Below are 13,340 nucleotides of genomic sequence, written 5' to 3'. Positions count from 1 at the left end.
GTGTTTTTTCTGTTTGTATATATTTATAAATTTTTGCAGACACCGTTCCGAAAAATCTTAATTAATCCTAATAAATGTTATAATTTTCTTAATAGAAGAGTTATTTATATCAAGTTTGAGTGAAGAACTAGAATGTTGAACATTGTTGATGAAAATATTGAACATAAAAAAAGCTCAACAATGTTGAGCTTTTTGACTATTTTATAATTTGAATTATTTACATGCTGTAATGATATGCACGAAATCATCATATTTTAATGAAGCACCACCAACAAGACCACCATCGATATCTGGTTGAGCAAAAATTTCATTTGCATTTTGAGCATTTACGCTTCCTCCATACAAAATACTTGTATCATTCGCTACTTCTACTCCAAATTCATCATTCAGAATTTGACGAATAAAGGCATGAATTTCTTGTGCTTGTTCTGGTGTAGCTGTTTTTCCTGTTCCAATTGCCCAAACTGGTTCGTAAGCAATAATTAAACGAGAAAGATCTTCTGGTTTTTGTTCAACTAATGCACTCATTAATTGATTTTTTACGACTTGAAAATGATCATTTGCTTCGCGCTCTTCCAATTTTTCTCCAACACAAAGAATTGGATTAATTTGATGTTTGAAAGCTTGCTTTAATTTTTGAGCAATAATAGTATCAGTTTCTCCTTGATATTCTCTACGTTCAGAATGTCCAATTATAGCGAAATCTAATCCGATACTATCTAATTGTTCTGCTGAAATATCTCCTGTATATGCTCCTTTTTCGTGAGCCGAAATATCTTGAGAAGAAACTTTCACATATTGTTCATCAACAGTTTCTAATAATGTTTGCAAATAAATAGAAGAAGGCGCAATAATAACTTGTGCAATTGGTTGATTGTCTGCTACCCAAGCATTAAGATTAGTTGCTAAATGAATTGCCTCTTCAAAGTTTAAGTTCATTTTCCAGTTTCCTGCTATTATTTTATCACGCATAAAAATGTATATTTTATTTGATTTTTTGTTTTAATATTTATTGCAAGATAATTATTTATCGCGAATTTATAACTGATTTATTTTATGCGAACGCGCGGATCTAAAATTCCGTAAAGAATATCTACTAAAATATTTATAATGATGAACATTACAGCAATTACCAAAACTGCTCCCATTACGATTGGTAGATCTAAAGTGTTCAATGCATTTACGATTTCTTTTCCTAAACCATTCCAACCAAAAACAAATTCCACAAAAACAGAACCTGCTAACATAGATGCAAACCAACCAGAAATTGCTGTTACAACAGGATTCATTGCATTTCGTAAGGCATGTTTTGTAATGACTGTTTTTCTTGAAAGTCCTTTTGCAAAAGCTGTTCGAATATAATCTTGGTTCAAAACTTCTAACAAAGAATTTCGAGTTAATTGTGTAAAAACAGCTAATGGACGAGATCCTAATGTAATTGCTGGAAGAATTAAATTTTTCAATACCAAATGTTTTCCTTCGCCCAAATCATCTACTTCGTACAGACTTCCAATCATATTAAGTCCCGTAACATTATGTAACAAAAAGGCAAAAATATACGCGATAATAATCGCCGAAAAGAAAGATGGAATACTCATACCAAAACTTGTAACAACTAATAAAACTCTGTCTACCCAAGTATCTTTCAATAAAGCAGAAACAATTCCCAATGCAACTCCAATTAAAGTTGCAATAATAATTGCTGAAATAGCTAAAACCATTGTATTTGGCAAAGTTTCACCGATAATTGTACTTACACTTTTTCCTTGTTTTTGAAATGATTCTCGCAAGTAAGGCGCTTTCAGAACCATTTCATTTGTTCCGAAATTCAACAATTTTGTATACGTGTATTTATTCGAGCTTAATGAAGTATAAGTTGTATTTTTTTCATCAATATTATGAAATGAAATTGGCGATAAATCATTTATATAAAAAGCATATTGTTTCCACAAAGGTTGATCTAAACCTAAGTTTTTTCTAATTTGAGCCAATTGTTCTGGATCTTCTTTCTGATCTAACATCATTCGTGCAGGATCTCCTGGAAGAACTGAAAACAATAGAAATACAACAGTTACTACACCAAAAAGTGTTAGAAATCCGTAGAAAATTTTGTTTAAAATATAATTAATCACTTTTTAAAATAATTCTTCTAATTGATCAAGAGATGGAAAATCATTGTAATGAAATTTCGCTTTTACTGTTCCTTTTTCTAAAATCATCACACCTGGATTTGATCTGATAATCGTTTTCATCGTTGTTTGATCCATAAAACAATTTTCAAGTTCTAATCCTTGAATAGGATTATTGGAAACTGTTACAACTTTATAGCCTTTATATTTAGATGCTTCTTTTCCTAAAACATTCAATTTTGCAATTTGTTCTTTATTAACTTTTTCAACAAAAGGAATCACAAAAACAATTGCTTTTGGAGCGTTTAAAATTTCAGAAGTTTTATCAACTCCATTACAATCAAAATTAAAATCATGAATCGGTGGTTCATAACCTTTTTTCTCCACAATTGTACGCGTTTTATCAGCTTCAATTACCCAAGGTGTTCCATGTTTGTACCATTTATCATCTGAAACATATTGATTATCGTCAATTTCAATTACTTTTCCATCAACACTATTTTTCATCGTATAAATAGTTTTGTATGTTGTTGGTTTTAATCCTAATTCTTGTGGTGATTTCATTCCTTCTATCAAGTTTTTACCAACAGCATATGGTCTAAAGTCGATAATTGGCAAATGATAAATTCCAATATAAGCAATAATTGCAGAACCTAAAATTGTAATAATATTGATTGCATAATTTGCTTTTTCTACAAATAATGGTTTGATATATTTTTGACCAATGACTAAAATAATAATCAATATCAATAACACAACATCTTTGTAAAATGAAGTCCAAGGTTCTAATTTTAGCGCATCTCCGAAACATCCACAATCGGTTACTTTGTTGAAATAAGCTGAATAGAATGTTAAGAACGTAAAGAAAATAATTGTTAACAATAAAGCAATTGTCGTAAATCTTCTCCAAACGCCAAGTAATAATAAAACTCCTAAAACGATTTCAAAAAGTGAGAAAAATGTAGCCAAAGGCAAACTTAAACTTTCTAAAAATGGAATGTTTAAAACTGTTGGCGAAAAATATTCTTCTAATTTGAAACTTAATCCTATTGGATCTACATTTTTTACAAATCCAGAAATAATGAAAATTATTCCTACTATAATTCTGGAAAATTGTACAAGATATTTCATGATGTTTTTTGTTCGTTAATTAAAATCATTGCGAAAATCGAATAATTAATCATATCCAAATAATTTGCATCCAAACCTTCTGATACAATCGTTTTTCCTTTGTTATCTTCTATACTTTTTGTTCGTAAAACTTTCTGATAAATCAAATCTGTAATCGAGCTAACACGCATATCGCGCCAAGCTTCACCATAATCATGATTTTTTTTCATCATCAAATCGTGCGCTATTGTAGCATATTTATCATAAAACTCAATTGCTTGTTCATCTGTCAAATCAGGTTGATCTACAAAACCAAGTTCCAATTGAATCAATGCCATGATCGAATAATTAACAATTGCAATAAATTCTCCTTCCTCGTCTTCATCCACCAATCTTTCCGTAGCTTCTTGCAAAGTACGAATGCGATTTACTTTTATAAAAATTTGATCTGTCAAAGATGGCAAACGCAGTACACGCCAAGCCGGACCATAATCTTGTAACTTTTTTGTATATAAATCTCGACAAACTGAGATGATTTCTTTAAATTGAATTGAGGTATTTTTCATAATTTCGTTTCGATTTCAAAAATAATTGAAATTGCTTAAAGAACTTCTAAGATATGACAATTAATTGTAATGGTCGTTTGATTGATTTGAACGAACCTAAAATTATGGGAATTTTGAATACAACGCCAAACTCATTTTATGATGGCGGAAGTAATCAATCAATCAATTTGATTTTAGAAAAAGTCGAAAAACATTTGTCCGAAGGTGCCGATATAATTGACATTGGTGGTTATTCGACAAAACCTGGAGCTGAAAATATTTCGGAACAAGAAGAAATTGACAGAACTGCGCCAATTATCGAAAAAATTATTGCTGAATATCCTGAACTAATCATTTCGATTGATACATTTCGTGGAAATGTTGCCCGCGAAGCTATAAATGCAGGCGCTTCTATTATAAATGATGTTTCAGGTTGGGAATTGGACAAAAATATGTTTGATGCCATTAAAGAACTTCGAGTTCCGTACATTTTAATGCACATGAAAGGAACGCCGCAAACAATGCAAAACAATCCTGAATATACCGATATTACGTTAGAAGTAAATGAATATTTTTCAGAGAAAATTGCTCAATTGAAAGCTGCAAAAGTGAATGATATTATTTTAGATCCTGGGTTTGGTTTTGCTAAAACGTTAGATCATAATTATGAATTATTCAGTAAAATGGATGTTTTAGGATTTGAAAATTATCCTTTATTGGTTGGAGTTTCGAGAAAATCTATGATTTATAATTTATTTGGAACAACTCCAAAAGAAGCTTTAAATGGAACTTCTGTTCTAAATATGGTTGCATTGCAAAAAGGTGCAAAAATATTGCGTGTTCACGATGTAAAAGAAGCAAAAGAAACGTTAGAAATTTTTCATAAATTGAATCAAAAATAAATAAGAAAGCCACTAAAAAAGTGGCTTTTATTTTTAATCAATAATTTTACTATTCGGAAAGAAAACTTTGAATGTATCAACAATATTAAGATCCGAAGTCAAAATTTGCCAATGCGAATCTTTCACTAATTCAAGGACAACTTCGTTATCATATAAATTTTCATCCTCAATATTTACATGCAAATTATTTTCTTTTCTATCTCCAATAATCAATGCTTCTGTTACAGTTTCCATTTTGTAACATAAACTTTCCAATTGATCATATTCTACAAAAATTCCGTCTTGTTGATCAATAACTTCTTGCAACTCGAAAACAGAATATTCATCTGTTTCGCTTTCGCCATCAATCCAAAGAATTTTCCAAAAATAATTCTGAATATCTTTTATAGGAGCGATCACCTCTTCCATTCGTTGAATTTGGTTTTCGTCTTCTCCGTAAATTTCTATTTTATAAGTTTCCATATCTTGTACAAAATTAAAAAAGTAACTTCAAACAGAAGTTACTTTTTTAATTATTTATGTTTTTTCTAACTCATTTTTTATTCGTTTTTCGGCTTTGATATCCATAATCTGAATGGATTCTTTACTAAAAACCTTGAATGAATGTTCATGTTTCTCTAAAAGAAAGTCATAAGGGCCTTTTGGCGCAATTAATTTCACCAAAACTGGCGCTGTTTCTAAGGAGACAAACACAAGAGCTATAAAAATAGCAGCTGTTCCTAAAATTGGATTATTAACCGACAATTCATCTAATGCTTGCATTCGCGCAGCAAAACCATTGTAATTTTCTTCTGTCGGTTTAGCAGCTTCAATTTCTTTCTCTTTGGCAATATTCAGTCGATCTAATTCTTTATTGATTTCTACTAAACGCGGTGTAGATTGTTGAATATAGGTTTCGATTTCTGCAGCTTTTTGTTTTTTCAATTCAGCTTTTCGTTTAGCATTTGGTCCATAACCTTCTTTCCCAGTTGTTGTTTCCGTTTGTGTTCCTACAACTTCTTTTTCCAATTCTGTAGAAGCAGAATTATACTCAGCTCTTAATTGATCAATTTGAGCATAAATCTCTTTACGTTCATTCGAAAAGGGTGTTCCTAATTCTGCATAACGCGCATCAATTCCTTTTTGCAATTCTGCTTTATTTCTATTGACAATAATATTTAATTGCTTATTGATTTCTTTCTCAAATATTTTTAATTCTAATGGTTTAGAAATTACAATTCCCAATAGAATTGCAACCAAAATACGTGGTAAAGCCACAAAAAACTGACGAAAAAATCCACCTGACTTTTTCATTGATGTAACAATATAACGATCGAGATTAAAAATCATCAATCCCCACAAAAGCCCAAAAGCAGTTGCTGCATATATATTATCAAAAACAGTATTCAATGCATAGCCAGCAGACAAAGCTGCCAAAATTCCTGTAAATAATATGACACCGCCAATACCGACATGCTTATTGATATCTGTTGGTGTTTTTTTCAAGAGTTCAAGACTACTCCCTGAACAGATGATTAAAAATTTCTGTAGTCCATTCATTTTTCAAATATAGTACTTTGTATAACATAATAATAAATATCGTGCCAAAAAAAGCTGACAATCAAATTGTCAGCTTATATTTATAAAAAACTTATTTCTATTAAGATTAAGCTTTTTCTTCTATTTTAACTCTCCATCCATAAGGATCTTCTGCTAATCCGTATTGAATGTCTTTTAATTTTTCTTTCAATTGTAAAGCAAAAGAATCTTCTTCAGCTAAAGTTGGTAACTGAGCTCTTTCTTCACCAAAACCAACTTCATCATATTGCGTAATAACAACTGCCGTTCCACAACCGAATACTTCTTTTAATTCTCCAGATTTATAAGCTTCATATAACTCTTGTACTTCAATTGGACGAACTTCTACTTCATATCCATTATCTTTTGCCAATGTTAAAACAGAATCACGAGTAACTCCTTTCAAAATTCGCTCAGATGTTGGAGCAGTTAAAATTTTATTTCCAATGCGTACCATTACGTTCATTGTTCCAGCTTCTTCAATATATTTATGCTCGATTGAATCTGTCCAAATCACTTGATCATAACCATCTTTTTGAGCTTCAGAAGTTGGAAAGAAAGAACCTGCATAGTTTCCTCCACATTTTGCAAAACCAACACCACCTTGAGCTGAACGGCTATAATAATCAGCAATTTTTACTGATAAAGGTTTATCATAATAATTAGGAGCATAAGCTAACAAAATAGCAAAAATAAATTCGTTCGATGCTCTTGCAGAAACAGCTTCTTCTGTCGCAAACATTACAGGACGAATATATAAAGAAGTTCCATAATCTTTTGGTACCCATTGACGATCTAAATCAATAATTGCTTCTAAACCATCTATAAAAATTTCTTTTGGGATTTGAGGCATATTAAGACGTGCCGCAGATAAATTAAAACGTTCGAAGTTTTTCTCTGGACGGAAAATAAATACTTCGTCGTTATCATTTTTGTAGGCTTTCATTCCTTCAAAAATTGTTTGCCCATAATGGAAAGACATTGCGGCTGGTGTCATAGAAATTGGTCCATAAGGAACAATTTTTGGTTCATCCCATTTACCATCTTTGTAATGTGCAATTAACATATGGTCTGTAAACTCTTTACCAAAAACAGTAGAGTCGAAAACTGAATCGTTGAATTTAGATTCAGCAATTTTTTCTATAATCATTATGCGATATATTTTGTTTGTGCTTATCAAAGGTACATTTTATTTGCACTTTTTCATAATAAATATCATAACTTTCGACGATGAAAAGAATTATTCAAGAAACGGAAGACGGATCAAAAACTATCTATATTGAAGATTGGGATGAATCTTATCATTCAAAACACGGCGCTGTACAAGAGGCTTTTCATGTATTTATAAAAAATGGATTTCATCATTTTACTGAAACAACAAATCCGATTAAAATTATAGAAATTGGTTTAGGAACGGGACTTAATTCTTTCATTACTTTAATGGAAGCTGAAAAAAATAAAATTAAAGTGCAATATGTTGGAATTGAAAAGTTTCCAGTTTCGGATGAAGAATTTGAATTAGTCAATTATTTCGAAGATGTTTTTAAACATTATCCCGAATTTGAACATCGAAAAGATGAATTTTTGAATTTTTATGAACAATTATTTCATTCAAGTTGGGAAAATTGGCATAAAATATCTCCTTATTTCGAGATTAAAAAAGTAAAAGAAGATTTCTTTCATCTAAAAAATATCAATGAAAATAATTTTGATTTGGTTTATTTTGATGCTTTTGGTTCTCGTGTTCAGCCAGAATTATGGGAAAAAGATTTATTAGAAATTGTTGATTCTTTGACTAAAAAATCTGCAATTTTTACGACTTATGCTGCAAAAGGAACAATAAAAAGAGGCTTGAAAGATTTGGGCTATATTGTACAAAAACGTCCTGGACCTCCAGGTAAAAGAGAAATGATGGTTGGTCTAAAAGACTTTGCTATCGACAAATAATCTGTACTTTATAATTAATTATAAAAATCGTAAATTTGCACCGGAAAAACAATTTGATGTTTTCCACATTTTTTTATGACAAATTATATCGAATATAAATTTAAAGTTGCGGAAGTTGAGCCTTTTAATGAAATTATTATTGCAATGATTTCTGAATTACCTTTTGAAAGTTTTGTTGAAAACGAAGAAGGTTTTGATGCTTATATGCCAAAAACGGATGAAAATATTGAACAAGTTAAGGAGATTATAGATTCTATCGAAAATATTGATTTCTCTTATACACGTCAAGAAATCGAACAACAAAATTGGAATGCAACTTGGGAAGAAAATTTCACTCCAATTTTAGTAAATGATCAATGTTTAATTCGTGCAGAATTCCATGAAACAGTAGAAAATATTCCGTACGAAATTATCATTCAACCTAAAATGTCGTTTGGAACTGGACATCATTCTACAACACATTTAATGGTAGAATATATCTTAGAAACCGAATTTACAGGTAAAGATATTTTGGATATGGGTTGTGGAACGTCAATTCTTGCAATTTTAGGAATGAAACGTGGTGCAAACTATGCTGAATGTATCGATATTGATGAATGGGCTGTAGAAAATTCTATTGAAAATGGAAAACGAAATGGTGTTAGTTTAGATGCTAAAATGGGTGACAATTCACTTTTAGGAAGCAAACATTTTGACATTATTTTGGCAAATATCAACAAGAATATTCTATTAAGTCAAATTCCTTCTTATATCAATGTTTTGAATGAAAATGGAGATTTATTCTTAAGTGGATTAATGGAACAAGATTTTGATGACATTTTGGCTTTTTGTACAGAAAATGGTTTAAAATTTGTATCTAAAAAACAACGAAATGAATGGATTGCACTTCATTTCAAAAAATAAAAATAAATAAAATGATAAAATACGCAACGCAACCATTATGGGAAACGGAAAAAGATTCGGCTGTTGATGTATTGGAACAGGAATCGCACAAATATCAAATTATTGTTTACAATGATGATGTTAATACATTTGATTGGGTTATCGAATCCTTGATTGATGTTTGTGAACATACACCAGAACAGGCTGAACAATGTTCAATTTTAATTCACTACAAAGGTAAATGCGAAGTATTGACTGGTGAATTAGAAGATTTAAAACCTCGATGCACAGAGTTATTGAACCGAGGTTTGAGCGCAGAAATTATTTAAGATTTCTAATAATCATATAAAGCAAAATCAGAATCGTCTAATGTTATATTGGACGATTTTTTATTTTGATCACTCACAATATAAGAATCATATATTTTCTCGTAAACCTGCGTTTCTGTTTTTGTATCTACAATATTTGTAGATTTTTCAGTTGAATTAATCACAAAAGGAATTGCAACTAAAGCTAGCATAATTATACAAGCAGCAGCCCACCAAATTTTAAAATGAATAATTTTATTTTCTTTCTTATGAATTGTTTTCGATAAAATAGATTGCTCTAAATCATCAAAATAATTATTTGGAACTGTATAATTATCTTTTTGTTTTATACTTTTTAGATAAATTTCATTTTCCAAATCTTTAAAATAATCATTAGGAACTTTAAAATTATTTTTTAATCCATTTGTTTTCATATCATTCATTTGACAAAAAAAATTTAAAAAGGTTTAATCTTCATCTTCTAAAAATTCTTTAATTTTTGTAACCGCATGATGATAAGATGCTTTTAAAGCTCCAACTGATGTTCCTGAAATTTCTGAAATTTGTTCATATTTCATCTCATCATAATATTTCATCATAAAAACAAGTCGTTGTTTTTCTGGTAAACTCGCAATCGCTTTTTGCAATTTTTGGTCAATTTCATCACCTGAAAAATATTCATCCGAAGATAAATCATTTGCAATATTTATTGAATAATCTTCAAACGAAACATTTTGTTCTTTCGCATTTTTATGGATAAAATTAATTGTTTCATTATAAGTTATTCTAAAAATCCATGTCGATAATTTTGATTCGCTTTTAAATGAACTTAAATTTTGATATATTTTGATAAATACATTTTGAGTAATATCATCAGCATCTTCGTGAATTAAAACCATACGACGAACCTGCCAATAAACTTTTTGATGATAATCTTTTACAATAAGTTTAAATGCTTTTTCGAAATCTTTTTCAAGAATATAGTTTAAAATAATTTGATCCAATCGATTAATTTAAGAAGCTGTAAACTTATTAAATTTGCTCATACAAAAATGGCAATTATGCATAAAAATGTAATATTTATCATTTTTTTAAGATATTTAATCTCAAATCATAATTCTAAGAAAAAATAAATATTTATTAAATAATTATTTTTTTTTGATTTACAAAAAGTATTGAATGTCAATAAATTAAAATACGCACATTTTTTTAGATTATTTAGAATTTATTCTATATTTGAAAATACCAAACTATAACTCAATTACCTATGAAAAAACAAACTTCAATTTATACTTATATCATTCAATAAGTATCACTCATATTTTTTAAAAGAATACATTACGTCAAGCATTAGATATATCTATATATGCTTTGATAATATTTTGAATAAATTTTTATTAACCCATAAAACTATTTAATTATGAAAAAATCTATTAATGATTTTCAAGTAGAAAAATTAGAAGACAGAAAAGAGTTTGTTTTCTATTGTTGCCTATTGGATAAAATATGCAAAAAACCTGTTCCTGAAAATTAAGAAGAAGGTAATTAAAATCATAAATATGGTTAACCTCAAAAAGGTTAACCATATTTTATCCTTTAAACAAAAACTTTTTGCTATTAAGTATATGAAATTCCTATTTTTTCTACGCAGCAAAATTTAGTTATCAACCTAAACAAAATTCCAAAACAATAAGTTCATAAATGAGCAAAATCAATCAAATTTTTTTTCAAGAAATTGTCGACTTTCTTACTGAAAATATCGAACTAAAAGATGAAAATAAAAGTCAATTAGATCTTATTGCAAAAACATATTATAATTATATAATTCATTTAGATAAATTGATTGATCATGAAATTCCAATTCATGAAAATTTATTGAAATCAAATCCTTTAGTCAATTTAACCGATCATTATGAATTATGCATAAAAACACTTCTCAAATTATTTGGTGATAATTCTCCAATTTTTGAGAGTAAAGCAAAATACAGTAAAATATATTTTGATGTTTTAATTAAAGAAAAATTATGGGATTTTGATTCTCATATTCTTACAAAAGATCAATTTGAGCAGCTTGCTGTTGAAAAACATATTCCTGTTTTTTTTATTGTTGATGGAATAAGTCTTTTGCAACCAAATTACAATTCGGAGGATATAAAATTAATGCTTTCATTTATTTTCAAAGGAATCCAAATGTATGATGATATTACGGATATTGGAGAAGATTTGCAAGCAAAACAATTTACCTATATTATATCCAATACCATTCAATATCTAAAGAACGATAAAGATTATTATCCAGATAATCAATTGTACACACACAAAGCATTTTTTGCAATTGACGAATTATGCAACCCACAATTCAATTATATGATTGAACAATTTTCATTAGCAAAAGAAATTGTGACAAAATATAATTTTACTAAAATTGAAAACTGGATTGATGTTATCAATTCGCAAATAAAAGAATGGAAAAATAAGGTTGAAGAAATTAGAAATGTATAGTTCTCTAACAAATATAAATTTTTTATTCACTAAAAAGAATGATCGTAGTTGGATATTTGAGCATTCCGAGAAATACTTTATTGTTAGTGATGAAATAAAATCTCTTCTAGAAATTTTAAAAAGAAATCAATACAACTTAGATAAATCTTATAACGAGTTTATTGAAGAATTTGATTATGTTTCCAACGATGATTTTCATTCTATTGTTGAACAAAATTTAAATAGTTTAGAGCTTAATGTTGCAAACGAAGAAATAAAAAAGAAAAAATCATTTATTCGCTTCGAAACAAAAATAATCTCTAAAGAGAATGCAGCTAGAATTTCCAAAGTTTTACAACCTTTATTTCAACCTACTTTCTTTTGGATAACATTTACATTATTATTCCTATTTTCTATCTACAATCTTACTCAAATTAAGCATATCAATTTTGAAAAGGATTATATGCTGTATTTATTTGTTTTCTATCTAATAAGTGCTTTAATACACGAATTTGGTCATATTGCAGCATGTAATAGATTTGCTAAAAAAAATGGAGAAATAGGCATAGGTGTTTATTTCATTTTTCCGGTATTCTACTCTAATATAACACCAATTTGGTCCGTAAAAAAACAAGAGCGTATTATTACAAATCTTGCAGGAGTTTATATTCAATTATTTACTATTCTAGGCTTATTTATAGTCTATTTAATTAGTGGAAATAATCATATCAAAGATATAATTGCGATAACTACAATGGTTATTCTCTATCAGCTCATTCCATTCATCCGAACTGACGGATATTGGATTCTATCAGATATCACAGAAACACCAAATTTATTAACAGTAAGTTCTAAAAAAGTAAAAGATTTTTTCAGAAATCCACTAAAATTAAAACTCGATAATAAGAAAGAGCTCTTTTTTCTTATTTATGGATTATTCAATCAATTGATCATGTTTTACCTGATTATTAATATTATTATTACCTACAAATATCAATTAATAACAGGACCAATAGAATTGGTAAAAATAGCTTTAAAACATCCAAAAGAATTAATCAATTACTTAAACGTAAACATTGAATTAATCTTTATATCAATTATTTTCTACTTAATTCTGTTTAACTTAATCAAACGAGTTATAAAAAAATAGTAAATCCGATTCATAGTCGGATTTTTTATCTAGTAAATTCATATCAATACAATTTTGAAAATTAGTTGGGCGTTCCCTCGCTCTTTTTTCTTCCTATTCTATATTTCCTAGAACAAATTCTAATAAATCAAACAGAATTAATTCAATCGCTCGGTCGGGCTATTCGTTACAATCTTTTGTAGAAAAAAAATAAAAATCATAACAAGAAAATTAAAATCCTATAAAAGGATTTCCACTGCTATCCCTAACACAGTTTCTAACGGTAAATATTAAATAAATCTGTCATTCTGAACGTAGCAACAGCAAAGTTAAGAATCTTTTCAAGGTAT

Annotated in this window: 15 protein-coding genes; 6 read left to right on the top strand and 9 right to left on the bottom strand. The window is 28.7% G+C overall.

Annotated features, from left to right (window positions below; translation table 11 throughout):
- Window positions 1–213: 213 nt before the first annotated feature.
- The 4 genes from tpiA to ACMHJW_RS11480 form a co-directional block, all read right to left on the bottom strand.
- On the bottom strand, window positions 214–972 hold the full coding sequence (gene tpiA / locus ACMHJW_RS11495) for a triose-phosphate isomerase (RefSeq protein ID WP_413533560.1): 759 nt from the start codon (window positions 970–972) through the stop codon (window positions 214–216).
- Window positions 973–1,049: 77 nt separating this feature from the next.
- A complete protein-coding gene (locus ACMHJW_RS11490) occupies window positions 1,050–2,132 on the bottom strand; it encodes an ABC transporter permease (RefSeq protein ID WP_413533559.1) in 1,083 nt (360 codons plus the stop codon).
- Between the two features lie 3 nt (window positions 2,133–2,135).
- The gene (locus tag ACMHJW_RS11485) at window positions 2,136–3,260 is read right to left on the bottom strand and encodes a BT_3928 family protein (protein ID WP_413533558.1); all 1,125 of its coding nucleotides are present in this window, start codon (window positions 3,258–3,260) and stop codon (window positions 2,136–2,138) included.
- Complete coding sequence (locus tag ACMHJW_RS11480; RefSeq protein ID WP_413533557.1) at window positions 3,257–3,805, bottom strand: DUF1599 domain-containing protein; 549 nt, start codon at window positions 3,803–3,805, stop codon at window positions 3,257–3,259. Before ACMHJW_RS11480 ends, ACMHJW_RS11485 begins: the two co-directional genes overlap by 4 nt.
- Window positions 3,806–3,858: 53 nt before the next feature.
- Between ACMHJW_RS11480 and folP the strand changes: the two genes are divergently transcribed.
- On the top strand, window positions 3,859–4,686 hold the full coding sequence (gene folP / locus ACMHJW_RS11475; protein ID WP_413533556.1) for a dihydropteroate synthase: 828 nt from the start codon (window positions 3,859–3,861) through the stop codon (window positions 4,684–4,686).
- A gap of 33 nt (window positions 4,687–4,719) precedes the next feature.
- Here folP and ACMHJW_RS11470 read toward each other — a convergent pair whose 3' ends face one another.
- The 3 genes from ACMHJW_RS11470 to ACMHJW_RS11460 all read right to left on the bottom strand — a co-directional run bounded on the left by ACMHJW_RS11470 (window position 4,720) and on the right by ACMHJW_RS11460 (window position 7,393).
- Entirely contained in the window at window positions 4,720–5,148 is a 429-nt protein-coding gene (locus ACMHJW_RS11470; RefSeq protein WP_413533555.1) for a hypothetical protein, read from the bottom strand.
- Between the two features lie 54 nt (window positions 5,149–5,202).
- Window positions 5,203–6,225 (bottom strand): DUF4407 domain-containing protein, encoded by a 1,023-nt coding sequence (locus ACMHJW_RS11465; RefSeq protein ID WP_413533554.1) that lies wholly within the window; start codon window positions 6,223–6,225, stop codon window positions 5,203–5,205.
- A gap of 106 nt (window positions 6,226–6,331) precedes the next feature.
- Window positions 6,332–7,393, bottom strand: a complete 1,062-nt coding sequence (locus ACMHJW_RS11460; RefSeq protein WP_413533553.1) for a branched-chain amino acid aminotransferase — start codon at window positions 7,391–7,393, stop codon at window positions 6,332–6,334.
- 80 nt (window positions 7,394–7,473) lie between these two features.
- Between ACMHJW_RS11460 and mnmD the strand changes: the two genes are divergently transcribed.
- From mnmD to ACMHJW_RS11445, 3 genes are all read left to right on the top strand, one after another.
- Window positions 7,474–8,190 carry a tRNA (5-methylaminomethyl-2-thiouridine)(34)-methyltransferase MnmD gene (gene mnmD, locus ACMHJW_RS11455; RefSeq protein WP_413533552.1) on the top strand — a complete coding sequence of 239 codons (717 nt, stop codon included), beginning with the start codon at window positions 7,474–7,476 and terminating at the stop codon, window positions 8,188–8,190.
- Between the two features lie 75 nt (window positions 8,191–8,265).
- Window positions 8,266–9,093 (top strand): 50S ribosomal protein L11 methyltransferase, encoded by an 828-nt coding sequence (gene prmA, locus ACMHJW_RS11450; RefSeq protein ID WP_413533551.1) that lies wholly within the window; start codon window positions 8,266–8,268, stop codon window positions 9,091–9,093.
- 11 nt (window positions 9,094–9,104) lie between these two features.
- Complete coding sequence (locus ACMHJW_RS11445; protein ID WP_171621907.1) at window positions 9,105–9,401, top strand: ATP-dependent Clp protease adaptor ClpS; 297 nt, start codon at window positions 9,105–9,107, stop codon at window positions 9,399–9,401.
- 5 nt (window positions 9,402–9,406) lie between these two features.
- Here the strand turns inward: ACMHJW_RS11445 and ACMHJW_RS11440 are convergent, their stop codons facing one another.
- Both ACMHJW_RS11440 and ACMHJW_RS11435 read right to left on the bottom strand, forming a co-directional pair.
- Window positions 9,407–9,814: a hypothetical protein gene (locus ACMHJW_RS11440; RefSeq protein WP_413533550.1), complete on the bottom strand. Its 408-nt coding sequence runs from the start codon at window positions 9,812–9,814 to the stop codon at window positions 9,407–9,409.
- A gap of 33 nt (window positions 9,815–9,847) precedes the next feature.
- Window positions 9,848–10,384 carry an RNA polymerase sigma factor gene (locus tag ACMHJW_RS11435; protein WP_413533549.1) on the bottom strand — a complete coding sequence of 179 codons (537 nt, stop codon included), beginning with the start codon at window positions 10,382–10,384 and terminating at the stop codon, window positions 9,848–9,850.
- A gap of 697 nt (window positions 10,385–11,081) precedes the next feature.
- Here ACMHJW_RS11435 and ACMHJW_RS11430 point away from each other — a divergent pair.
- Complete coding sequence (locus tag ACMHJW_RS11430) at window positions 11,082–11,882, top strand: hypothetical protein (RefSeq protein ID WP_413533548.1); 801 nt, start codon at window positions 11,082–11,084, stop codon at window positions 11,880–11,882.
- Window positions 11,875–13,011 carry a hypothetical protein gene (locus ACMHJW_RS11425; RefSeq protein ID WP_413533547.1) on the top strand — a complete coding sequence of 379 codons (1,137 nt, stop codon included), beginning with the start codon at window positions 11,875–11,877 and terminating at the stop codon, window positions 13,009–13,011. Before ACMHJW_RS11430 ends, ACMHJW_RS11425 begins: the two co-directional genes overlap by 8 nt.
- The last annotated feature ends 329 nt before the right edge of the window (window positions 13,012–13,340 follow it).

This window comes from Empedobacter brevis, from assembly GCF_965118635.1.
Classification (GTDB): domain Bacteria; phylum Bacteroidota; class Bacteroidia; order Flavobacteriales; family Weeksellaceae; genus Empedobacter; species Empedobacter brevis_A.
Note: the sequence above shows the minus strand (reverse complement) of the source record. Positions and strands in the feature narration are given on the sequence as shown.

Coding starts and splice junctions, on each gene's coding strand:
- tpiA (WP_413533560.1), bottom strand. CDS start 972: ATGCGTGATAAAATAATAGCAGGAAACTGGAAAATGAACTTAAACTTT.
- ACMHJW_RS11485 (WP_413533558.1), bottom strand. CDS start 3,260: ATGAAATATCTTGTACAATTTTCCAGAATTATAGTAGGAATAATTTTC.
- ACMHJW_RS11480 (WP_413533557.1), bottom strand. CDS start 3,805: ATGAAAAATACCTCAATTCAATTTAAAGAAATCATCTCAGTTTGTCGA.
- folP (WP_413533556.1), top strand. CDS start 3,859: ATGACAATTAATTGTAATGGTCGTTTGATTGATTTGAACGAACCTAAA.
- ACMHJW_RS11470 (WP_413533555.1), bottom strand. CDS start 5,148: ATGGAAACTTATAAAATAGAAATTTACGGAGAAGACGAAAACCAAATT.
- ACMHJW_RS11465 (WP_413533554.1), bottom strand. CDS start 6,225: ATGAATGGACTACAGAAATTTTTAATCATCTGTTCAGGGAGTAGTCTT.
- ACMHJW_RS11460 (WP_413533553.1), bottom strand. CDS start 7,393: ATGATTATAGAAAAAATTGCTGAATCTAAATTCAACGATTCAGTTTTC.
- mnmD (WP_413533552.1), top strand. CDS start 7,474: ATGAAAAGAATTATTCAAGAAACGGAAGACGGATCAAAAACTATCTAT.
- prmA (WP_413533551.1), top strand. CDS start 8,266: ATGACAAATTATATCGAATATAAATTTAAAGTTGCGGAAGTTGAGCCT.
- ACMHJW_RS11445 (WP_171621907.1), top strand. CDS start 9,105: ATGATAAAATACGCAACGCAACCATTATGGGAAACGGAAAAAGATTCG.
- ACMHJW_RS11440 (WP_413533550.1), bottom strand. CDS start 9,814: ATGAAAACAAATGGATTAAAAAATAATTTTAAAGTTCCTAATGATTAT.
- ACMHJW_RS11430 (WP_413533548.1), top strand. CDS start 11,082: ATGAGCAAAATCAATCAAATTTTTTTTCAAGAAATTGTCGACTTTCTT.
- ACMHJW_RS11425 (WP_413533547.1), top strand. CDS start 11,875: ATGTATAGTTCTCTAACAAATATAAATTTTTTATTCACTAAAAAGAAT.